This window comes from Acinetobacter sp. YH12097 (assembly GCF_013419225.1).
GTDB lineage: Bacteria > Pseudomonadota > Gammaproteobacteria > Pseudomonadales > Moraxellaceae > Acinetobacter > Acinetobacter amyesii.
Map to the genome: position 1 here is coordinate 16,087 of NZ_VPAN01000004.1, position 22,630 is coordinate 38,716.

The window sequence follows — 22,630 nt, forward strand, 5'->3', positions numbered from 1 at the left end:
TTTTTGCAATTACATCCCCTGTATTAATTGCTTTTAAGTTTAATCAAAGTTTTCTAATGAGATTTATCCTCATTTAATTTATAAAATTTAGCTATGACATGATATTTAATTTATATAATCATCAACAACTTAAAGTTAAATTTTACTACTATGGCTGCTCGAAATCAGCCATTGGTTCGTAAGACATTTCTTATTTCAATCCACTTTTCATGCCTCAAATCAATCTCAACGTAATCTCAAGCCCATCTCAAACCAACACAGCCACTTCAGACATAAAAAAAGCGCCCATTTCGGGCGCTTTTTGATTTAAAGCAAATTAAGCATTGGCTTCTTTTGCTTTAGACATGGTCAATGCCAAGTCTTCGATCATATCTTCTTGACCACCAACAGTACCACGGCGGCCCAATTCCATTAGGATTTCACGAGCAGATACGCCGTATTTCGCTTCAGCACGTTTTGCGAACAATAGGAATGAGGAATACACACCTGCATAACCTAAAGTTGCTGCATCACGGTCAGCACGGATCGGGTTGTGCATCATTGGAATAACAAGGTCTTCAGCAATGTCTTGTACTTTAAACAAGTCAACGCCAGTTTCCATTTGCATACGGTTCGCAACAGCCACGAATAACTCAAGTGGTGTGTTACCTGCACCCGCACCTAGACCTGCAGATGCAAGATCGACACGAATCGCACCCGCTTCAACAGCAGCAACCGTATTTGCCACGCCCATACCTAAGTTATGGTGACCGTGGAAACCGATTTCGATCTCTGAACCCAAGTTTGCACGTAAGATACCTACACGGTCAGTCACGTCTTGAGGCAACATATAACCAGCAGAGTCAGTTACATAAATACAGTTTGCACCGTATGACACCATTTTGCTGGCTTCTTCCAAAAGTTTTTCAGGAGTTGCCATGTGCGCCATCATCAAGAAGCCCACAGTGTCCATGCCGAGTTTACGCGCAGCCGTAATATGCTGTTCAGAAACGTCAGCTTCAGTTGAGTGCGTTGCAACACGAATGGTTGCTACACCAACATCATGTGCCATTTTCAAATGGTCAACCGTACCAATACCCGGAAGTAAAAGTGCAGATACTTTCGCCTGTTTCAGGTTTGGAATCACCGCTTTTAGGTATTCTTCATCGGTTGCTGCTGCAAAACCATAGTTCACAGAGTTACCGCCTAAGCCGTCACCATGCGTAACTTCGATTAAAGGTACACCTGCATCATCCAAAGCAGTTGCAATGGCAACCATTTGTTCAGGTGTAGTTTGATGGCGCATAGGATGCATACCATCACGTAAAGTCATATCATTAATAATAATCTTAGACATTTTGGTATTCCTTAAGCTTCAGCAGTGTTTAATACGCGTTCTGCAAACATTTCTGCAGTACGTGCAGCTGCCGCAGTCATAATGTCGAGGTTACCTGCATATTTAGGAAGATAATCACCTAAACCTTCAACTTCTAAGAAGATTGAAACACGGTTACCGTCAAATACAGGACCATTTACAAGTTTGTAACCTGGTACATATTTTTGAACTTCAAGAATCATCGCATGTACAGATTCAGTGATTGCTGCTTGATCTGGTTCACCTTCAACAAGACAGTGAACAGTATCACGCATCATCAGTGGTGGCTCAGCAGGGTTAATGATGATGATCGCTTTACCTTGTTTCGCACCGCCCACTTTTTCAATAGCGCCAGCAGTCGTACGAGTAAATTCATCAATGTTTTTACGTGTACCTGGACCCACAGATTTTGTTGAAACTGTTGCAATGATTTCGCCGTATTCAACAGGCTGAACTCGTGAAATCGCAGCAACCATAGGAATCGTTGCCTGACCACCACATGTCACCATGTTGACGTTCGGAACTTCACCTGCGTCCAATAACGCTTCTAAGTTTACTGGTGGTACGCAGAATGGACCGATTGCAGCAGGTGTTAAGTCAATCATTAACACGCCAAGTTCATTTAATTTGCGGCTGTTTTCAGCATGAACATAGGCAGAAGTTGCATCAAATGCGATTTTAATGTCGTCTTCAATTACGTGTGCAAGTAAACCATCTACGCCTTCAGCAGTGGTTTTTAAACCCATTTTAGCAGCGCGAGCCAAACCTTCAGACGTTGGGTCAATACCGACCATCCATACTGGTTCTAAAAATTCGCTGCGTTGAAGTTTGTAAAGCAAGTCAGTACCAATGTTCCCTGGACCGATCAATGCACATTTAATCTTTTTCATGAATGTGTACTCTTAAAAATTCCGTAAAACCCAAGCTTATTTCGCTGCAAATGCTGCAGTCACAGAACCAAAGCCTTCAATTTCAACTTTGAATTCATCACCAGGATTTGCCACAACCATTGGGCCTAAAGCACCGGTCAATACGATGTCACCTGCAAGCAATGGACGACCACGACGAACCATTTCATCAGCCAACCACACTGCTGCATTTAATGGATTAGAAAGACAGGCTTTACCCACACCTTGTGAAACCACTTCTTCACCACGAGTCATGACCATTTTGCAATTTACAAGGTCAAGATCTGCAAGTTTTACAGGCTTAGAACCCAGTACAAAACCTGCTGAAGATGCGTTATCTGCCACAGTATCAATCAACGAGATTTTCCAGTTTTCGATACGGCTATCGACCACTTCAATTGCAGGCAGTGCATAGTCAGTTGCACTAATAATGTCTGCATAGGTGTGTTTTTCTTTGGTCAAGTCTTGGTTAATCACCAAAGCAATTTCTGCTTCAACTTTTGGCTGAATCAATAAACCAGCAGGGATTTCTTCACCATCGCCATACGCCATGTCAGCAAACAACATACCGAAGTCAGGTTGATCAACGCCTAACTGCGCTTGTACAACTTTTGAAGTTAAGCCAATTTTACGACCTACAAGGCGACGACCTTCTGCCACCGCACGTTTGGTATTCACTTCTTGAACGGCATAAGCAATATCTACATCAGCACTTTCACCACCAAGTTGTGGACGGATCGGTGCAATCGCAGCCTGATTTACTTCCGCATCGCGTAATGCTTGCGCAACTGATTCAACAACAGCAGAATTCGACATCAATGTTTCCTTAAACTGCAAAAATTGGATGCACAACGTGTTTCATCCCGATCACCATCAAAATCAAAGTGATGAAAGTCATGTCAGGATTCGCCTAAAGCATTTCACTTGACATACTACACGTTATGTTTAGATGCATTTAGCATCGAGATTTTAGAAAGTGAATACCAATACTTATTTTATTTATGACTATAGCTATTAGCTATAAATTAATCATTATTTATTATTAATATTCAAAAACTTAAGCCAAAATAATTAAATAAAATTCACTATTTTTTTCGCCCTTAAATCTGAATCTCTACTAAAAAACTTGGCTTATACGACTAAAAGATAAGATTAAAAGATTATTTTAGCGTCAGGCCAGCTTTTACACATAGGTGTTCAATTTCATCTGATTTAGTTTAATAAATTAAAAAATTAAAAATAAATCAATAAACAACAATAAGATAAAACCAAAAATTCAAACAAAGAATCTATTCCAGCTTGTGGTAAAAGGCCAAATAGTTGCGCTCAACTTTTTAAGGTAAATTTGCTAGAAGACTGCTTGTTATTGTAGAAAAATCTAGTGTTATTACTTTTTTAAATAATTGAATTTACTCATTTCAACAACTAGAGCTTGCGTTACTATTCATTTGGTAACAAAAAAGGTGAAAACAAATTTCACCCTTTTTACTCGTTTGTATCTAAAACTATACAGCTAGACGTAATTTCACGTGTTCTAGTAGAAATTCAGTCAAATCACCTACGCTATGTGCAATATGTAAGGGTTGAAAACACTGGAGTGTTTCTACAGTATGCACTCCATAGCTCACGCCTACACGTGGCATCTGAATATTGAGGGCCATTTCTAAATCATACGACGTATCACCAACCATAATGGCTTGATCGGCACGTAGTCCTGTTTCCGCCAAAATTTCTGCCAACATCAACGGATCTGGCTTAGATTTGGTTTCACTGGCTGCACGTGTCGCACGAAACAACTCATGACTTTGCGTTTGAGCCAAGACACGGTCTAGACCTTTACGACTTTTTCCTGTTGCAACAGCCAATTGTAGACCGGCATCGCGTAATTCCTGCAACATATCCGCGACACCATCAAACCACATATCCCCTTTGGAATGGGCAACATAGTGATCGGCATAGCTTTGCAAAATGTCGCTGTGCAATTCAGGAACCGTCGGAAATAACCGCTGTGCGACTTCCGGCAGACCTAAACCAATAATACTTTTCGCATCAGCATCGGTCAGCGGCTGTGAATATTGATCTGCTGCAAATTTTAAACTCGCTACAATTTGACCCACAGAATCAAATAAAGTGCCATCCCAATCGAAAATGACTAGTTTTACAGCTGAGTTCATACGTTTTCCTAGATTTGATTCAGTGTTGACACCCTCTCCTGAGCAAAATTTAAAGCCATGCTGTTAAATTAAAGTTCAAGCGAGGGTTTGGGGAGAAGTCAAATATACCCCTTGCGAAGCAGTACTGCTCAGGGAGAGAAGTCATATTTAAACTTACTCGCCATCTTCCGAAGACTTCACCACTTTGTCGGCTTTTTGAGCGCGAAGCTGAGCCACAAGGCTTTGCATATCTTCTGGCAATGGCGCTTCAATGGTTTGGTAACCTGGAATTTCTAAACGCATGGCATGTAGACATAAACGACGTGGCTTTGGACCACGGTATTCTGTTTCATGACCATATTTTTCATCGCCCACCAATGGGTGACCAATACTTAAACCATGTACACGGATCTGATGGGTACGGCCCGAAAGTGGAGACGCATACACCAATGTGGCATGCATAAAACGTTCTTTCACGTTCCACAGCGTCTTCGACTCTTTACCTTCTTTAGGTGATACACGAACACGACGCTCGCCATTTGCCAGTTCGTAACGATGCAAAGGCTGATCAATCAGCTGCTTATCCAGACTCACCACGCCTTTCACCACAGCAGCATAAGTTTTTTGGATTTTGTGCTCACGTAACATGTCTTGCAGGCTTTTTAACACACTACGTTTTTTCGAAATCATCACCAAACCAGAAGTGTCGCGGTCAATTCGGTGAATCAGCTCAAGGTATTTCTTCCCTGTTGCGGCACGTAAGCCTTCGATCAAGCCATACGCCACACCACTACCGCCGTGAACAGCAATACCAGAAGGTTTGTTTACCACCATTAAGCCTTCATCTTCGTACACCACACGGCTCAGTAAACTTTGTGCCACTTTGTCCGATACGGGAACCGCAGACTCATCTTTTTGCTCATAACGAATTGGAGCAACTCGAACTTGGTCACCAATATTGAGTTTGGTTTCCGCTTTGACGCGTTTTTTATTGACGCGGACTTGGCTTTCACGAATCAGACGATAAATGCGACTTTTAGGCACACCTTTCAGACGACTAAACAGGAAATTATCAATACGTTGACCCGCCTGATGCTCGTCCACTTCAAACCAGGTGACGCTTTGCCATTCTTGCGTAGAATTCATACAGTTACTGTGACCTAAAAAAATACTAAAATTGATTAAAAATTGATCATTTAAGCTATACTTTTCGCAAGAAACATAAGCTTAGCCCATAGGCAGATGATGCAAGGTTTGATATAGTCAGCGCACGGAAACCACCGTAACTGAGTAAAAGTTGATTCATTTCAGTATTTACTGTCATTGAACTTTCAAGCAATTACTCATTTAGCTCGGAAAGGTCCCAAAAGAATTATGCCGACGCCGAAGGCTTATTATATCGGCAAAACTGCAAACTGTTGCGTTTAATTGTGCCGTAGGTACATAAAACAGTTTGCCCCAAAAAAATATGTGCCAACCAAGGTTGGTTTTTAAACGTAAACTGATACACATCAGACCAGTCGCTCCCTGGAAATCGTGTTCAGGCCACAACGTTTGATGCATTGGATCTGCACAGTTTGTAAAGGTACGATGATAATTCCGTATCAAGACGCTCTATCAGATATGAATGGATGCTCTTCGAGCAATGTGACAGTGAAAGTTACTCACATCCAATGCACCGTTTGTCCGCCAGTGAAACGCGTTCAGGTGACTTTAATCGTTTAAAAGATTGAAGCCGTATTGCCATCATCAATACGTGAATCAAAAATCGTTGCCCACCCAAAGAAGGTCGGTACACATGCACAGATGATGTTTTTCGATCTGTGCAACTTGATCCATGCTATCTGATGCTCGCTACGAGTCAGGCGATGTTCTTCTGTGTATCACTATTAGGTGTTACACCCATGAAACGTATGTTGATTAATGCAACACATGCCGAAGAAATTCGCGTTGCACTTGTCACTGGTCAGCGTCTTTACGATTTTGACTTAGAGAATCGTACCCGTGAACAAAAAAAATCGAATATCTATAAAGGTCATGTGACCCGCGTAGAACCTTCATTAGAAGCTGTATTTGTTGAATACGGTGCAGGTCGTCAAGGCTTCTTGTCGATGCGCGAAATTGCCAATTCTTATTACAAAGCAGATCCTCGCCAAACTTCAAACATCCGCGAATTGATCACTGAAGGCACTGAACTTTTGGTTCAAGTGGAAAAAGAAGAACGTGGTAATAAAGGTGCTGCCCTTTCTACATTTATCTCACTTGCTGGTCGTTATTTGGTATTGATGCCAAACAACCCGAAAGGTGGCGGTATTAGCCGTCAAATTTCAGGTTCAGTTCGTGAAGAATTGAAAGAAATGTTGGCGTCTTTAAATGTCCCTCGTGGCATGAGCGTAATTGTACGTACTGCAGGTATTGGTCGTTCTCAAGAAGAACTGCAACTTGACCTTCAACACTTGCTTGACCTTTGGGCACAAATCCAAAGCACATCAAGTTCAGGTCCATCACCAATGTTGGTTCACCAAGAAGCCGGTGTGGTTACACGTGCGATTCGTGACTATTTACGTGATGATGTTGCTGAAATTCTGATTGACTCTGAGCAAGCGTATAACGAAGCATATAACTTTGTTAAAGCTGTGATGCCACGTCAAATCGACAAATTAAAAACTTATACTTTAAATGAACCGTTATTTGCTCATTTTGGTATCGAAAGTCAAATCCAAACGGCCTATGAGCGTGAAGTAAAACTTCCTTCTGGTGGTTCAATTGTGATTGACCAAACTGAAGCATTGGTTTCAATTGATATTAACTCTGCAAAATCAACACGTGGTAGCGACGTAGAAGATACAGCGCTAAATACCAATCTTGAAGCAGCAGAAGAAATTGCTCGCCAATTACGTTTACGTGATATCGGTGGTTTGGTTGTGATCGACTTCATCGACATGACCAAAGACCGTAACCAACGTATGGTTGAAGCTAAACTTCGTGAAGCAACACAAAGTGACCGTGCGCGTATCCAATTCGGTCAATTGTCACGCTTTGGTTTGATGGAAATGAGCCGTCAACGCTTACGTCCATCGCTTGAAGAAGCCACTGGTTATGTATGCCCACGCTGTCATGGTACAGGTATGGTACGTGACCTACGCTCTTTATCACTTTCGATTATGCGTAAAGTGGAAGAGATTGCGCTACGCGAACGTCATGGTGAAGTTCAAGTTGAAGTGCCTGTTGAAATTGCTGCATTCTTATTGAATGAAAAGCGTCACAGCCTTGTATATCTTGAGCAAACTTCAAATGTTCGTGTGACTGTACTTCCACACCCTCACCTAGAAACACCACATTACGAAATTTCATATAACCCTGAAGGTTTTGCACCGACAAGTTATGAACGCACTGAAGCAACACGTTCTAGCGAAAAAGAATTGGGTTACGAAGCATCTGAGTGGCACTTAGGTGAAGAACAGGCCGCTGCTGCTCAGCAACAAGCACCTGTACAACAACAAGAAAAAGGCCACAAAAAGAATAAGCAACAACCTGTTGCTGCCCAACAAGCACCTGCACAAGTTGCCGCTCCTGCAGCATCATCTAGTCCATGTGCATGGTTAGAAAACTTATTTGTTCAAAAACAAGCTGCAACCGTTGACCAGTCGCGTACTGCAAACAATGCCGCTGCTGCAATTGAACAAATGGTAAATGGCGGTGCTGCAAGCCGTGGCCAGTTTGGTCAAATTACCCCTGCATCGGCAGCGCCTGCTGTTGTCGCAGACAATAATGCTTACCTTGCGCCTTCTTCTGTTGTGCACAAACAAGAACGTGACAGCCATTCAGAAAAAGCTGAACGTGAAGAAAAACGTCACAACAAAAAGCGTACTAAGCATAAAGAGCCACGTGAACAAGAAGCTCAACCGCATCAAGTTCATGAGGAAGTGTTACAACCTTCACGTCAAGACCGTCAAGAACAGCGTAATAACGAAGCACGTCAAAACGAACGCCAAGAGCAACGTTCTGAACGTCAAGACAACCGTCAAGACCAACGTGAAAACCGTCGTAACTCACGTCGTCAACACAACAACGAACAAGTACAGCAAGATGTTCAAAACAATGAACAACCGCAGTCTGTTCCACGTCGTGACCGCAACAACCAACAACGTCCAAATCGCCCAAATCGCCACCGCGATCAAAGCGTATTGAACGAGCAAGCGATTGCTCAGGAAGTTGCAGCTGAGCAACAACCTGAAAACCGCAATCAACGTCAACCTAAAGTTGAAGTTGTTGATGCACCACGTCAAGACGTGATGCCAACAGCACTTGTGGTGAATGTTGATCAAGCTCAAAGCGAAATCGTAGCGCTAAATACTGCTCCAGCAGTTGAAAAAACTATAGAAACCCCAGTTGTCGAAAAGGCCGCTGTCGTTGAAGCAGCAAAAGTGGAAAAACTTGCGACTGAAACAAAAGAAGCAGCGCATAAACCACAGCATGCGCAGCAAAAACCGTCTCGTGCAAGCAATGACCCACGTCAACGCCGCCGCGAACAGCGTGCAGCTCGTGCTCAACAAGCACAGGCTCCGAAAATTGCGCCATCTCAAGTGCCGACACTAAGTCAATACACTGTAAGCAGCTTGATTAAGCATGTATACGGTGAAGACTGCTCTGTACTGATTGAGCAATTTGGCTTAATTCCAACATTCAACCGTGCATTGCAAAAATTCACGGAAGAATATGCCGCGACTTTGACTGCACCCGCAGCTGAAGCAGCTGTAGAGAAAAAGCCTGTCACTCGTGATGTTCAAGTTGCAAAAGCTGCACCTGAAGCTGAACCAGCGCCAATGTTGGATTTGACACCACCAAAGCCTGTGTCAGATAAACGTGTTGCTAATGACCCACGTGAGCGTCGTCGCCTTGCTAAACTTGCCGCTGAACAAGCGAAACAAGACCAAGCAAAAGCACATGCTGAGGTGGAAGCTACGCCTGTCGCAGACACTGCTGTTGAGGCGCCTGTAGTTGCAGAAGCTAAAGCTGCTACAGTTGAAGCCAATGTATCCGACGTTGCAGTTCAAACTGAAGCACCTGTGCCCGCTCAAGCTGAAGTACCGACACCCGTTCAAGCTGAACTGGATGTGAGTGCGCAGCCTGAAAAGACGGAAGAAGTGTCTGAAGCTCCTACTAAACCAGTAGAAGAAAAAGCTCAAGCCGTTGAAGCGGAAAAGAAAGTTGAGGTTCCTGTAGACGAAAACTCGGCCGCTGAAGGTGAAAAACCTGCACGCCCTCGTCGTCCTCGCGGTCGTCCACCGAAAAAAGCAAACACCGCAACTGAGCAGTAATTTGCTATTTTACAGGTGAATAAAAAAATCCAGTCATTTCGGTGACTGGTTTTTTTTTGATACTTTTGTCAAATTAGGTTGATTGCACTAGATCGAAACGATTAAAAGACAATTGTAGAATTTGCTGCAAATTTCATTGCAAAGAAATAGACCGTATCGGATTACGAAAAATAAATAGGATTCACATGAGCCAAACTACACAACACGACCTTATTGGGATTGCTGATGTTGCAGCAAAAATTCCCGCATTCATTAGCAAAGTACCCAACCTGTTGAGTGGTCTAAAGCAAGCCTATTTACGTACCCCAAATACTTCCGCAGGCTTAGGTATTGCATTTGAAAAAGCCGTAAAGCGCAATCCCAAAGGTTATGCGCTTTATTTTGAAGAGCAAAAATATACCTATAACGAATTAAATGAATGGGCCAATCAAATTGGTCACTATTACCTAGCCCTCGGCGCAAAAAAAGGTGATGTGATTGCGGTGATGATCGAGAACCGATCTGAACTGGTGGCAACCATCGTGGCACTAGCCAAAATTGGCGTCACCAGTGCCTTGGTCAACACCTCACAAGTTGGCAAAGTCCTGACACACAGCATCAACTTAGTAAACCCAATTGCGGTAATTGTGGGCGAAGAATGCCGTCAAGCTGTAGAAGAGATTCGTGATGATCTCAGTGTGGCTGCAGATCGTTTACATTGGTTCGCAGATCAAGCCACTCGTGTAGATGCTGGTCAAGCACCTAAAGGCTTCTTAAACCTTGCAGAAGCGATTGATGAATTTCCAAAGTTCAACACACCCACCACTGCAAGTGTAAAAGGCAAAGACGGCCTATTTTATATCTACACCTCTGGGACAACAGGCTTACCTAAAGCGGTGATTTTCACCAACAGCCGTTGGACTTTGGCTTATGGAACATATGGTCACGTCCTTAATCTGAATAAAGATGATGTGATGTATGTGACCTTACCGCTCTACCATGCTACAGGTACTGTAGTTTGTTGGTGTGGGGTGATTGCCGGTAGCGCCACGCTTGCCCTGCGTCGCAAGTTTTCAACTTCATCGTTTTGGAAAGATGTACAAAAATTTGATGCGTCAGCCATTGGCTATGTGGGTGAGCTTTGCCGTTATTTGATGGATGCCCCACATTCAGACCTTGAAAAAGGCCATCGTGTGAAAAAAATGATTGGTAACGGCATGCGACCAAACATTTGGGATAAGTTTAAAGAACGCTTTGGGGTCGAAGAAGTCCTTGAACTCTATGCGTCAAGTGAAGGCAACGTCGGCTTTAGTAATGTGTTTAACTTCGACAATACCGTTGGTTTTTCACCAACGCCTTATGCGATAATTCAGTTTGATAAAGAAAAAAATGAAGCTGTACATGATGCTAAAGGTCGCTGCATTAAAGTGAAAAAAGGCGAAGTCGGCTTACTCATCGGTAAAATTACCCGTCGCTCACCTTTCGATGGCTATACCGACACGGAAAAAAACAAATCCGTCATTATGAAAGATGTGTTCAAGCATGGTGATTCATACTTCAACACTGGCGACTTGGTCCGTGACATTGGCTTCCGACATGCACAATTTGTCGACCGTCTAGGCGATACCTTCCGCTGGAAAGGTGAAAACGTCTCAACCACTGAAGTTGAAAACATGGTGAGTGAGTACGATAAAATTGCTGAAGCTGTGGTTTATGGCGTAGAAATTCCAGACACCAATGGCCGTGCAGGTATGGCTGCCATCACACTGACTGATGGTGCCGAACTCAACGAACAAGATTGTAGTGAAATGGTTCTACAATTTAAAAAATGCTTACCAGCGTATGCTGTACCGGTATTTTTACGTGTACAGAAAAAAGTCGAAACCACAGGTACGTTTAAATACCAAAAAAATAAGCTGAAAGAACAAGCCTTTGATCCTCAGCAAACGGATGAGCGAATCTTGGTTTTACTGCCGAACGCGAGTGCTTATTGTGACTTGACCCCTGAAATTTATAATAATATTCAGGCCTATCAATACCGTTTCTAAATCAAACTTGCTCATTTTGACGACAATCACCCGTCAAAATGAGCCACATTGTTGTATTTATAATCAAACACAAGCAAGTTTATGAATTTTTACTTGCGCTTGAAGCAGATCTTGCTACAATACGCACCATCAAGCGAAATGGGTCGTTAGCTCAGTTGGTAGAGCAGTAGACTTTTAATCTATTGGTCCCGCGTTCGAGTCGCGGACGACCCACCATTTCCTTCGATACCACAAGATGGGTCGTTAGCTCAGTTGGTAGAGCAGTAGACTTTTAATCTATTGGTCCCGCGTTCGAGTCGCGGACGACCCACCATCTTTCTAAAATGCCAGTTTTAGATTACAATCTTGTGCATACCCCCTAAGGGTCGTTAGCTCAGTTGGTAGAGCAGTAGACTTTTAATCTATTGGTCCCGCGTTCGAGTCGCGGACGACCCACCATTCTTTCTTAGGGCTTCTTTCTTCCGGCAGTTGAAGAAAAAGAAACCTGCAGGTTCCGACCAAGACAAACCATCACCATTATTGGTTTTGATTCGCCATTCTCGAAATTTTGCTATAGCGATGTTGCGAAGTATCATTCTTGTCTTGCTAAATGAAGTATTTGACCTGAAAAATTTTAGATAACAAATATTCCCTAGTATTCAAAACTACGCGCTTCGTTTATCTTGCTGAAATTTTAAAATGCTCTTTTAAAATTTTCTCAGGGTTGTTAGCTCAGTTGGTAGAGCAGTAGACTCTTAATCTATTGGTCGTGGGTTCGAACCCCACACAACCCACCAATTCTATGTCGTATTAATAATTCAATTTTTTATAAGCTAGTTGCATTCGATTAGCCAATGTCTGCGAATTTCACGCCGACGCTCAAACTCAATTTATAATTTTATTTATTTTATTCGCAGCATTTAATTTGGGTCTTTCACCAAGGTATAGGCATGTTGAGGCTGAGGATAACCTTTAGAAAATAATTCCTGATTTCGATCGACTTCACCTTGACGAATTTTGTCTAAATCCATAGTGATTTTATTTTCATTAATCACGCGATAATAAAAATTCACGCCTTCTTTTCGATGAACCACCAGCTCGGTATGTGCTTCATTGACACTCCACGTATCCTTACGATATTTCACATTAATGCCTGACGTATTGGTTTTTTCAGCAAACACTTTTCCAATTTGAATAATACTGCGGTGTACCGTGCCATCTGGCAATAAGTTAAGGATGAACTCTGCATCGCCTTCTGGGCATGGAATAAAACTGTCATCGCATTTTACTTTGGCATGAAAACGTCCAATAAAAATTTTGGCATGCTCAGGAACAGGAGCTGACTTTATGTCCTCGTCATTCGGCAATGTCGCCTGCCCTGCCACTTGGGTTAATTTTTTTCCATGATCTTGCTTCGCTTGAACTTCCGATGCGACAGTTGATGCTGAACTTTCACCCTTTTCCGCTGCGGGTTGAGGCGTTGGACTACAACCAATAAAAGAGAGGCTGAACACTCCTGCAAACACTGAAAGATATGCAAATTTCATCAAAAAAGGTGAAGCCGATGTTTTCATATAATGTGCCAAGACCAATCATTCATTGGTTTTTTCAGTTCTTGCTGACTTAATATTGTAATCAAATAATCAACGCTGTATACATATATTTGCGATATATGTTAATCATATCTCATTGTTATCGTTGATATTTAATTAATACTCAAGCTATTTTAAAGGCAAACTAATCAAACTAATTCTTCAAATTACATAACTTTACTTAATTTTTTTTCTGCACCCTTTAAATCGCAAAGCTTGTCACCATTTCTATAATATGAATTTGGAAATATTCAAATTTATTCTTTTTTGAAGGAGACCTGAATGGCCAATGTTGGTTTATATCGCTCAAACCGCTCTAACATGATTGCTGGTGTGATGGGGGGTATTGCTGAACGTTTTGGTTGGAACGCAAATTTACTGCGTATTATTTTTATCTTTGTATCATGCTTAAGCGCAGCCTTTCCCGGTATTTTGGTGTACTTGGTTTTATGGTTAGTCATGCCTAAAGCACAAGATAACTTTTTCCGTACCAATGGCTATTCAGACCCGATTCGTACTGTGAATGATGACAGACGTTAAAATCCCTTGACCCAGTTTGGTCGCTACGGTTTCTCCCCCAAGATTCCGTAGCTTTTTTTTGTCTACATATTGGCAAAGCCATATTTAAGTCTGATGAATTTAACTAAAGTTTAAGGCTTAAGATTTTGTTTGCTGATTTAACTGTTGATATAACGCTGCGATCATATCAGCACGGCTAATCATTCCCACCAACCGTTTTTGCTCAACGACTGGAATATAATTAAAAGATCTTTCCACAAAATATGGCACCAAGTCTTCAATCGGCTGATCCGGCTGCACGGTCACCACTTTGGGATTCATAATTTGATAAACGTGATTTTCCCAACTGGCTTTGGGGTCTGCGGCACGCTTAAACCATTCCACTACATCATATAAAGCCAAATTTCCCACCAATCGATCCAAATCACTCACCACAGGCAAACTCATCAAATTGACTTGTTTAAACTTTTCCAACGCTGACTGAATATCATCTTCTGCACGCAAGCTAATCACTTGCTGGCTCATGAGATCACGACAATGAAACTGGCTTAGACCACGACGACTAGCTAACTGCTGTGCTTCTAAAATGATTTTTTGTAGGTCGTATTCACTGATATCGAGTAACTGACTTTGCTGTTCTAAGACTTGCTGAATATCCGCAGGTTGAATCGACACTTTTTGTGTCGGTGTTGGATCTGTCGTCCGTGTATTAACTTGTGATTTTTGTGGATACTGCTTGCCTAGTAATCGGTTATAAATGATAGCAACCACCATCAACAGCACCGAATTTAAAAGGACTGGATAAAAAAGAAAGGCGTAGCCTAAATCATGGACAGCCTCGCCGCCCAATACCGCGGTAATCGCTACTGCCCCACTCGGTGGATGCAATGAGTCCGTGGTCATCATTAAGATAATCGCTAATGCAACTGCGATACTAAAAGCTTCGGTTAAATTAGGAATATACATCGCACAAGTCACGCCAATCAAAGCCGCAAGACTATTACCGACCACCATATTCCACGGCTGTGCCAAAGGACTAGCAGGTACAGCAAAGAGCAGCACAGACGATGCGCCCATCGGGGCGATATACCATGCATTTAAGTCACCTAGCGCTAACCAACTAATCAGCGAAGATATACTCAAGCCAAGCAAAGCACCTACCCCACATAGGATGCGATCTTTTAATGGTAAAACTTTAAAGTTGGGTTTAAGTGTATTAAGCCAAGCTGATTTTGCGTGAAACACGATATGCCTGATTGATTATTCGAACAGATGGGCGATTATAAAACGAAGTCTCTTATAAGATGTATTTATTTTATACCTTTATCTTATAAAATTTTCTACTGAACAATATCTAATCCAAATTAAAGCCGAAAGAACTGAATAATGCTCACGAGTCAATCACCTGCTCATCTCTCTTATTTCATTAACGTTTTACAACAAAACCTAGACAGGCTAGCTGTTTAAAATTCCCTATAGTCAAAAGACCTATAAAAATATTTGAAAAAAGGATGTTCTGAATGAATAAAAATATCTTCGCAATGTGTGCCCTCTGTATGCTTGGCTTGGGTTTATCGGCCTGCTCCAAAGAACCTCAACAAGCCAATCCGCCAGCCAATGATAATACACCTCAAGAAATGGCCCCAGCTGAAACTGCAAAAAATGGGGATGATCTTATTCGAGAACCAGCACCACAAGTTGAAGCACCAGCGCCTCAACCCACTTTAGCTGAAATCCCCATGAGTAAAGGCACTTTAGGTTTACAAAGCGTCAAGGTGATTGGAAAAATTTTAACCGTAAAAGTGATAGCTCAACCTAACCCTGCCCCAAATGGAAACACTGAATTTATGAGCACATCCATCAATTTGGAACAAACCAATTATATTGATGATGACACAGCCAAAAAAGTAGGACTGCTGCAAGATGATGCTGGCATTTGGATGGCAGCACCTTTAAATGCAACAAATAAAGCTATCCAAAAAGCCAGTTATGAACCTATTTTACTCACCTTTAAATTCCCTGCGCCGCCTGAAAGCACCAAGACCATTAGCATCAATTTAGGTAATGCAGGTTCTTTTGACGGCATACCGGTTGAACGCTAATGAGAACATTACTGTATAGCGCAAGTTTGAGCTTATTGATTGCAGGATGTGTAGATTCCAAAACTGATCCACCGCAGACTGAACAGAACGTCGCAGAAATAGACAACACTCAGACTGTGCCAGAACAGCAGCCGAAGCCATCTGAACCAAGTCAACCTCAGGCAGAAGCCAGTAATTTATCGGCTGTCGGTTCAGATTTAAGTGCCAATCATAATGAATTTAATATTCAGGTGAATTTAAGTTCGGATGTGCTGTTTGATTTTGGCAAAGCCAATTTAAAACCCGAAGCTGAACCTGAGTTACAGCAAGCAGCCCAGACCTTAAAAAGCAAAGGTAAAGGCATTATTGCCATTGTCGGCCATACCGATAATATTGGTTCAGATGCCGCCAACCAAAAACTGTCGTTACAACGGGCTGAAGCGGTGCGTGATTATTTTAAAGCCCAAGGTATTGATTTAAATTATCAAATCAGCGGGATGGGAGAAAGTCAGCCGCTTAAACCGAATACCCTATCTAATGGTGAGGACAATCCTGAAGGTCGTCAGAAAAATCGACGGGTTGAAATTGTAATTAATAAAACCAAAAGCTTATCTGAGTCATAAAGCCTTGATAAAAATGAGTCTAAACGACTCATTTTTTATTTTACGACTAAATTTTTAGTGGTGAATTTTGATTCTTTTTTTGAGAATATCTCTAAACGATAGACGCGCCAAAGTCATATAGCAAACGTTCATTGAGCGGCGATATTTTTTATTCGATTTTCGTATGCTGTACCAAGCCACCTAAGTTGCAAAAGACGTTATAAAAGACCGATTACCCTGTTGGTTATTTGGGATTTTTTTGAAAATTACAGGCTGAATTTTCTTAAAAGATATTGATTTTATCTATCAAATTTAATCGATTACGCATCCGATACTTAATACATAGCATGAGCTGCCTTGCACCTCAGTCACTTCATGCCGATACAAATCTGGTCTAAATAATTTAACTCTTGGTAAATCAATGATGCTTCGCTCACATATAAATTCACCACCTGCTTTCGATTTTTTAATCACGATATTCAACCTAAAATGCTGCCCATATTGTACAGAGTCTTGACGTGGTGGAATCATTGAACCCACAGGAAAACGAAGAAAATAGGCACACATTTAAGTCCTAAATGGTTTTGTAATAACAACATTTTATCTGAACCCGAATGCTGTCTTCCTTTTATCAATGCAACCATTTAAAACCCATAAGTCTTTGAATAATTTTATTATTCCTAAATTTCATTGTATTTTTATAGCATGATCATCGTTAACAACAGTATCACTGATGAAGTTGTCTTATTGCCACCATATTTCACCAATAAAGACTCAGCTTCATTTAAAACCCGCAGTGCCTTTATTCTATCTGGCATTAAAAGCCCACTTGTTCACGCGAAACCTTTGCCACACACCCCCAAAATCCTTATAATTGAGCACAATTTTTATCTAATTTTAAGTGGATGACCATGAGTCGCGCCATATCGCATATTGATACCTTCCAAGGCTTAATTCTTGCCTTACAAAACTACTGGGCTGAACAAGGCTGTGTAATTCTTCAACCATACGATATGGAAATGGGTGCGGGTACATTCCACACTGCAACTTTCCTACGTGCCTTAGGCCCTGAAACTTGGAACGCTGCTTATGTTCAGCCATCTCGCCGTCCGAAAGATGGCCGTTATGGTGAGAACCCAAACCGCCTACAACACTACTACCAGTTCCAAGTGGTGCTGAAACCAAACCCAGACAACATTCAACAGTTGTACTTAGATTCATTAAAAGCCATTGGTATTGATACCCTTGTTCACGACATTCGTTTCGTGGAAGACAACTGGGAATCTCCAACACTTGGCGCATGGGGCTTAGGTTGGGAAGTTTGGTTAAACGGTATGGAAGTGACTCAGTTCACTTACTTCCAACAAGTTGGTGGTGTTGAGTGCTACCCTGTGACAGGTGAAATCACTTACGGTCTAGAACGTCTAGCGATGTACCTCCAAGGTGTAGACTCTGTTTACGATTTGGTTTGGACTAAAGGTCAGTTTGGTACTGTAACTTATGGCGACGTGTTCCACCAAAACGAAGTGGAACAATCAACCTATAACTTCGAATATGCCAACGTTGAAAAAATGTTTGAACTCTTCGACTTCTATGAAGCGGAAGCGACTCGTTTAATGGAAGCGGAACTTCCACTTCCTGCTTACGAGCAAGTGATTAAAGCATCGCATAGCTTTAACTTGCTTGATGCACGTGGCGCAATTTCAGTAACTGAACGTCAACGTTATATTTTACGTGTCCGTACATTGGCTCGTGCTATTGCACAAAGCTATGTCGCTGCGCGTGCGAAGCTTGGCTTCCCGATGGCAGAACCTGCTTTACGTGACGAAGTCCTTGCTCAACTCAAAGCTCAAGTTGAAGCGGAAGCAAAAGTAGAATCTAAGGAGAGCAAATAATGTCTAAACATACAGTATTGTTCGAATTAGGCTGCGAAGAACTTCCACCCAAAAGCTTAAAAAAATTACGTGATGCGCTACATGCAGAAACGGTAAAAGGCTTAAAAGACGCAGGTCTAGCATTCGATTCAATCGAAGCATATGCAGCACCACGCCGCCTTGCACTTAAAATTGTGAATGTTGATGCAGCGCAAGCCGACACACAAAAACGTTTTGATGGCCCTGCAAAACAAGCAGCATTTGATGCCGAAGGCAAACCGACTAAAGCACTTGAAGGCTTTATGCGCGGTCAAGGCATTACAGTTGATCAAGTATCAACTTTCCAAGCGGGTAAAGTTGAAAAAGTGTGCTACTTAAAAGATGTAAAAGGTCAAAGCCTTGATGTTTTACTTCCACAAATTTTACAAGCCGCTTTAGATAACCTACCTATTGCAAAACGCATGCGTTCTGCTGCAAGCCGTACTGAATTTGTACGTCCTGTAAAATGGGTTGTGTTGTTGAAAGACAGTGATGTGATTGAAGCAACAATTCAGGATCACCAAGCAGGTAACGTGACTTATGGTCACCGTTTCCATGCTCCTGAAGCAATTACACTTGCAAATGCCGATGCTTATCTTGATGCCCTGCGTACTGCAAAAGTGATTGCAAACTTTGAAGAGCGCCAAGCCATCATCGACCAACAAGTGAAAGCTTTGGCTGATGAAGTGAATGCCTTTGCGATTGTCCCTGCGGACTTACGTGACGAAGTAACAGCATTGGTTGAATGGCCAGTTGCGCTTCGTGCAAGCTTTGAAGAACGCTTCCTTGCAGTGCCTCAAGAAGCACTCATCACGACGATGCAGGACAACCAAAAGTACTTCTGCTTAGTCAATGCTGACAATAAATTACAGCCTTACTTCATTACTGTTTCAAATATTGAGTCGAAAGACCCGACTCAAATTATTGAAGGTAACGAAAAAGTTGTACGTCCTCGTTTGTCGGATGCTGAATTCTTCTTCTTGCAAGATCAAAAGCAGCCGCTTGCGTCTCGTAAAGAGAAATTGGCGAATATGGTCTTCCAAGCTGAGCTTGGCACACTATGGAACAAGTCTGAACGTATCGCGACTTTGGCTGTTGCACTTTCTGCAATCACTGGTGCAAACCCAGCTGATGCTGAAAAAGCTGCACTCCTTGCAAAATGCGACTTAACATCTGAACTTGTGGGTGAATTCCCTGAGCTTCAAGGTATTGCGGGTACTTACTACGCACGTATTGAAGGCGAAAACGATGAAGTTGCTGAATCTTTAGGTGAACAATACTTACCTAAATTTGCAGGTGACGTTTTACCAAAAACCAAAACAGGTACTACGCTTGCGCTTGCTGACCGTTTAGATACATTGACAGGTATTTTTGGTATTGGTCAGGCGCCTACAGGTTCTAAAGACCCGTTTGCACTACGCCGTTCAGCCATTGGTATCTTGCGTCTTGTGACTGAAAATGATTTAGATGTTTCGATTGAAGATCTAATCAAACTTGCACTTGCTGCTTATGGCGATGTGATTAAAGATCACGATAAAACTTTAGCGGATGCTGTTGCATTCCTTGAAGGTCGTTACCGTGCGAAATACGAAGACCAAGGCGTGGCTGTAGATGTGATTCAAGCTGTTCAAGCACTTTCTCCAAAATCGCCACTTGATTTTGATAAACGTGTAAATGCGGTAAATCATTTCCGTGACTTACCTGAAGCTGCTGCGCTTGCTGCTGCAAACAAACGTGTTGCAAACATTCTTGCAAAAGAAGCTGCTCCTGAAGGAAATGTCGTTGAAGCAAACTTAGTTGAAGATGCTGAAAAAGCATTGTTCGCTGAACTTGCGAAAATCACACCTGTGGTTGAGCCGTTATTTGCTGCGAAAGATTACACTGCTGCGTTGTCTGCACTTGCTGCACTTCGTGCGCCTGTTGATGCGTTCTTTGACGGTGTGATGGTGATGGCAGATGATGCTGACCTAAAAGCAAACCGTTTACGTATGCTTGCACAACTTCGTGACTTGTTTACGAAAGTGGCTGATATTTCAGTACTTCAACATTAATACTAAGCATTTGTAAAATAATAAAAAAACCGTTATCTTTATAACGGTTTTTTTATATTGTGAAATAAAAGAAATGATTATTGGGATGTTCTTAAGGAATGTTAAAACTTATAGAAAAATAACCTACATTCCAATTAGTGATGGTGAAAAATTTTGTGGATTACTAGGTGACAATGGTGCAGGTAAAAGCTCGATTTTAGAAGCATTAGATAGTTTCTTTAATGATCGTCCTATTAATCCGAATCTTTCATATAAACAAACACCCGATCCAAAAAATTTACCACATTTAGTACCTATTTTTTTATTAAAAAAATCACTGTTTTCCACGGAAGAAGCTGTAATACTTCAGACTATGCATGATTTTTTAATGCAGGCTAATGACAAAACAGATGTACCTAGACCTAATATTTCTCAGCTTAAAAAGTTTTTAGAACATCGAGATAGTTTATTAAAATACACTGATACTGAGGAATATTTTTTAATTGCCCTTGGAAAAGACTTTTTTTCAAATATAAATTTATCAATTTTTCATAGAATAAATATTTACTATACAACTGAAGAGATACAAGATGATAATGTTTTAGTACTCTATAACGAAATACTAGGTAAAATATATAAAAAAATCCAAGATCATTTCGAATATATCTATATTCCGAGAGAAATTAATACTGAAACTTTTACTCAACTTGAAACAAACGAAATCCAAAAACTAATGGGTGAAAATTTATATGATGAGTTAGAAAAACTTATTACTGTTGCAAATATTAAAGAGATAAATCAAAAATTGAATAGCTATATTGATAGTTTATCAAATGATTTAGTTGAATATACATATAGAACTTCTGGACAACGCCAACAAAATTTAAAAGCACAACAACTATATAATCTTGTAATTCAAGCATTTTTCAATATTAGAAAACTTTGCAAAAAAGAGAATAATGATTGGTTAGAAATTCATAAATTAAGTTCAGGTGAAAAGCAAAAAGCCTTATTGGATATCGCAGAAAACCTTTTAGAGAAAAGAAATGCCAATAAGCAAAACGTAATTCTAGCAATAGATGAACCAGAATCATCTTTACATATGTCATCATGTTATGAGGTTTTTAATCAACTTCACAATATGAGTTCAAATTGTCATCAATTATTATTTACTACTCATTGGTATGGTTTTTTACCTATAATTTCTAACGGAAATTCAACAGTAATCACAAAAGCAAATGATGATTCACATACTGCAGACTTAGTAAATCTTTATCACTATAAAGAGCAAATTAAATCACTTACCGCAAGTTCTAAGGGTAGTTTTCCATCCAATATTAGACTTAAGAGTACAAATGATTTAGTTCAATCTATTATTACTAGCTCAACCAATGAAGAACCATATAACTGGTTAATATGTGAAGGCTCTTCAGATAAAGTATATTTAAATTACTACCTAAATGATTTAGTCAAAACTAAAAATTTAAGAATTATTCCAGTTGGTTCGGCATCAGCAATAAAACAATTATACAATTATATATCAACAGCATATGATGATTTTAAAACTGAGATTAAAGGTAAAATATTTTTATTAACAGATACTGATGAACAATTAGTTAGCTTCCCTGTTAAAAATGATGACCAACATAAAAATTTACGTTGTAAACGACTTGCAAACTCAGAGACTGAATTTAATACTCATTTAGTCAAAATCGATGATAATAAAATGACATCTCCAACAGTTATTGAAGATGTATTAAATGGTGATATTTACTCTAAAACTCTTAAGTTATTTAAAGATGAATACAAGATGGACTTTCTTGAAGAAGCTCAATTTTATAAACAATATTGTTCTGCATGGTGTTATCTCTTGCCACCTCATCACAAAAAAGAAATCAAGAACTTCTTCAAAGAAGATGGAATTAAGTATAAATTCTCAAAAAGTTATATTGAATTAGCTAAATTACATGATCATGAAATACCTGATTGGATACAGGAGATCTATGAATGGTTTGATAAGTAATATTTATATCAGATTATATTAGTTATTTAGCAAAAGCTTTCTGAATTATTTAACCATCAAATAATACAAAGGCTTTTGTTAAGGCTATAGGCATATCTCTATATATTTCATATACTCAATCCAACAAC

At 40.7% G+C, this 22,630-nt stretch carries 16 protein-coding genes, 4 tRNA genes and 1 pseudogene; 12 read left to right on the top strand and 9 right to left on the bottom strand.

Translation table 11 applies throughout. The features are described 5' to 3' along the window. Positions 1–316 precede the first annotated feature (316 nt). From dmpG to FTU37_RS16830, 6 genes and pseudogenes are all read right to left on the bottom strand, one after another. Positions 317–1,336, bottom strand: a complete 1,020-nt coding sequence (gene dmpG, locus FTU37_RS03085; protein WP_168377930.1) for a 4-hydroxy-2-oxovalerate aldolase — start codon at positions 1,334–1,336, stop codon at positions 317–319. A gap of 11 nt (positions 1,337–1,347) precedes the next feature. Beyond that, the gene (locus tag FTU37_RS03090; RefSeq protein ID WP_078192779.1) at positions 1,348–2,244 is read right to left on the bottom strand and encodes an acetaldehyde dehydrogenase (acetylating); all 897 of its coding nucleotides are present in this window, start codon (positions 2,242–2,244) and stop codon (positions 1,348–1,350) included. Positions 2,245–2,280: 36 nt separating this feature from the next. Then, positions 2,281–3,078, bottom strand: a complete 798-nt coding sequence (mhpD, locus tag FTU37_RS03095; RefSeq protein WP_168377931.1) for a 2-keto-4-pentenoate hydratase — start codon at positions 3,076–3,078, stop codon at positions 2,281–2,283. Between the two features lie 689 nt (positions 3,079–3,767). Further along, entirely contained in the window at positions 3,768–4,436 is a 669-nt protein-coding gene (locus tag FTU37_RS03100; protein ID WP_111884106.1) for an HAD-IA family hydrolase, read from the bottom strand. Between the two features lie 153 nt (positions 4,437–4,589). Next, on the bottom strand, positions 4,590–5,561 hold the full coding sequence (locus FTU37_RS03105) for an RluA family pseudouridine synthase (protein WP_168377932.1): 972 nt from the start codon (positions 5,559–5,561) through the stop codon (positions 4,590–4,592). 55 nt (positions 5,562–5,616) lie between these two features. Then, positions 5,617–5,925 (bottom strand): annotated as a pseudogene (locus FTU37_RS16830) (hypothetical protein). Between the two features lie 394 nt (positions 5,926–6,319). On the opposite strand from FTU37_RS16830, the gene FTU37_RS03110 reads away from it, so the two are divergent. The 6 genes from FTU37_RS03110 (at position 6,320) to FTU37_RS03135 (ending at position 12,539) form a co-directional block, all read left to right on the top strand. Further along, complete coding sequence (locus tag FTU37_RS03110; RefSeq protein WP_168377933.1) at positions 6,320–9,736, top strand: Rne/Rng family ribonuclease; 3,417 nt, start codon at positions 6,320–6,322, stop codon at positions 9,734–9,736. A 185-nt stretch (positions 9,737–9,921) separates the two neighbouring features. Beyond that, the gene (locus FTU37_RS03115) at positions 9,922–11,763 is read left to right on the top strand and encodes a long-chain-acyl-CoA synthetase (RefSeq protein ID WP_168377934.1); all 1,842 of its coding nucleotides are present in this window, start codon (positions 9,922–9,924) and stop codon (positions 11,761–11,763) included. Positions 11,764–11,903: 140 nt separating this feature from the next. Further along, positions 11,904–11,979: transfer RNA gene (locus FTU37_RS03120), tRNA-Lys, on the top strand. Between the two features lie 21 nt (positions 11,980–12,000). After that, positions 12,001–12,076: transfer RNA gene (locus FTU37_RS03125), tRNA-Lys, on the top strand. A 49-nt stretch (positions 12,077–12,125) separates the two neighbouring features. Continuing rightward, positions 12,126–12,201: transfer RNA gene (locus tag FTU37_RS03130), tRNA-Lys, on the top strand. A gap of 262 nt (positions 12,202–12,463) precedes the next feature. Continuing rightward, positions 12,464–12,539 (top strand) — tRNA-Lys (locus tag FTU37_RS03135). A gap of 123 nt (positions 12,540–12,662) precedes the next feature. On the opposite strand, the gene FTU37_RS03140 is transcribed toward FTU37_RS03135, so the two are convergent. Further along, a complete protein-coding gene (locus FTU37_RS03140; RefSeq protein ID WP_252725793.1) occupies positions 12,663–13,316 on the bottom strand; it encodes a hypothetical protein in 654 nt (217 codons plus the stop codon). A 300-nt stretch (positions 13,317–13,616) separates the two neighbouring features. Between FTU37_RS03140 and FTU37_RS03145 the strand changes: the two genes are divergently transcribed. Continuing rightward, complete coding sequence (locus FTU37_RS03145; protein WP_078189754.1) at positions 13,617–13,874, top strand: PspC domain-containing protein; 258 nt, start codon at positions 13,617–13,619, stop codon at positions 13,872–13,874. Between the two features lie 117 nt (positions 13,875–13,991). On the opposite strand, the gene FTU37_RS03150 is transcribed toward FTU37_RS03145, so the two are convergent. After that, entirely contained in the window at positions 13,992–15,098 is a 1,107-nt protein-coding gene (locus tag FTU37_RS03150) for an HPP family protein (protein WP_168377935.1), read from the bottom strand. 275 nt (positions 15,099–15,373) lie between these two features. Between FTU37_RS03150 and FTU37_RS03155 the strand changes: the two genes are divergently transcribed. Beyond that, complete coding sequence (locus tag FTU37_RS03155; RefSeq protein ID WP_168377936.1) at positions 15,374–15,955, top strand: hypothetical protein; 582 nt, start codon at positions 15,374–15,376, stop codon at positions 15,953–15,955. Continuing rightward, positions 15,955–16,557 (top strand): OmpA family protein, encoded by a 603-nt coding sequence (locus FTU37_RS03160; RefSeq protein ID WP_168377937.1) that lies wholly within the window; start codon positions 15,955–15,957, stop codon positions 16,555–16,557. The genes FTU37_RS03155 and FTU37_RS03160 overlap by 1 nt, the downstream gene beginning before the upstream one ends. Positions 16,558–16,848: 291 nt before the next feature. Here the strand turns inward: FTU37_RS03160 and FTU37_RS03165 are convergent, their stop codons facing one another. Beyond that, a complete protein-coding gene (locus FTU37_RS03165; protein ID WP_252725794.1) occupies positions 16,849–17,103 on the bottom strand; it encodes a hypothetical protein in 255 nt (84 codons plus the stop codon). 344 nt (positions 17,104–17,447) lie between these two features. Here FTU37_RS03165 and glyQ point away from each other — a divergent pair, with 344 nt between their 5' ends. From glyQ to FTU37_RS03180, 3 genes are all read left to right on the top strand, one after another. After that, a complete protein-coding gene (glyQ, locus tag FTU37_RS03170) occupies positions 17,448–18,431 on the top strand; it encodes a glycine--tRNA ligase subunit alpha (protein WP_067666981.1) in 984 nt (327 codons plus the stop codon). Next, positions 18,431–20,500 carry a glycine--tRNA ligase subunit beta gene (gene glyS, locus FTU37_RS03175; protein ID WP_168377938.1) on the top strand — a complete coding sequence of 690 codons (2,070 nt, stop codon included), beginning with the start codon at positions 18,431–18,433 and terminating at the stop codon, positions 20,498–20,500. Before glyQ ends, glyS begins: the two co-directional genes overlap by 1 nt. Before the next feature lie 85 nt (positions 20,501–20,585). Continuing rightward, positions 20,586–22,502 carry an AAA family ATPase gene (locus FTU37_RS03180; RefSeq protein WP_180123778.1) on the top strand — a complete coding sequence of 639 codons (1,917 nt, stop codon included), beginning with the start codon at positions 20,586–20,588 and terminating at the stop codon, positions 22,500–22,502. Positions 22,503–22,630 lie beyond the last annotated feature (128 nt).

Excerpts from the sequence above, each read along its gene's own strand:
- FTU37_RS03105 (WP_168377932.1), bottom strand. The coding sequence starts at position 5,561 with ATGAATTCTACGCAAGAATGGCAAAGCGTCACCTGGTTTGAAGTGGAC.
- FTU37_RS03165 (WP_252725794.1), bottom strand. The coding sequence starts at position 17,103 with ATGTGTGCCTATTTTCTTCGTTTTCCTGTGGGTTCAATGATTCCACCA.
- glyS (WP_168377938.1), top strand. The coding sequence starts at position 18,431 with ATGTCTAAACATACAGTATTGTTCGAATTAGGCTGCGAAGAACTTCCA.
- FTU37_RS03140 (WP_252725793.1), bottom strand. The coding sequence starts at position 13,316 with ATGAAAACATCGGCTTCACCTTTTTTGATGAAATTTGCATATCTTTCA.
- FTU37_RS03115 (WP_168377934.1), top strand. The coding sequence starts at position 9,922 with ATGAGCCAAACTACACAACACGACCTTATTGGGATTGCTGATGTTGCA.
- FTU37_RS03100 (WP_111884106.1), bottom strand. The coding sequence starts at position 4,436 with ATGAACTCAGCTGTAAAACTAGTCATTTTCGATTGGGATGGCACTTTA.
- FTU37_RS03090 (WP_078192779.1), bottom strand. The coding sequence starts at position 2,244 with ATGAAAAAGATTAAATGTGCATTGATCGGTCCAGGGAACATTGGTACT.
- FTU37_RS03180 (WP_180123778.1), top strand. The coding sequence starts at position 20,586 with ATGTTCTTAAGGAATGTTAAAACTTATAGAAAAATAACCTACATTCCA.
- FTU37_RS03145 (WP_078189754.1), top strand. The coding sequence starts at position 13,617 with ATGGCCAATGTTGGTTTATATCGCTCAAACCGCTCTAACATGATTGCT.
- mhpD (WP_168377931.1), bottom strand. The coding sequence starts at position 3,078 with ATGTCGAATTCTGCTGTTGTTGAATCAGTTGCGCAAGCATTACGCGAT.
- FTU37_RS03110 (WP_168377933.1), top strand. The coding sequence starts at position 6,320 with ATGAAACGTATGTTGATTAATGCAACACATGCCGAAGAAATTCGCGTT.
- FTU37_RS03160 (WP_168377937.1), top strand. The coding sequence starts at position 15,955 with ATGAGAACATTACTGTATAGCGCAAGTTTGAGCTTATTGATTGCAGGA.
- FTU37_RS03155 (WP_168377936.1), top strand. The coding sequence starts at position 15,374 with ATGAATAAAAATATCTTCGCAATGTGTGCCCTCTGTATGCTTGGCTTG.
- glyQ (WP_067666981.1), top strand. The coding sequence starts at position 17,448 with ATGAGTCGCGCCATATCGCATATTGATACCTTCCAAGGCTTAATTCTT.
- dmpG (WP_168377930.1), bottom strand. The coding sequence starts at position 1,336 with ATGTCTAAGATTATTATTAATGATATGACTTTACGTGATGGTATGCAT.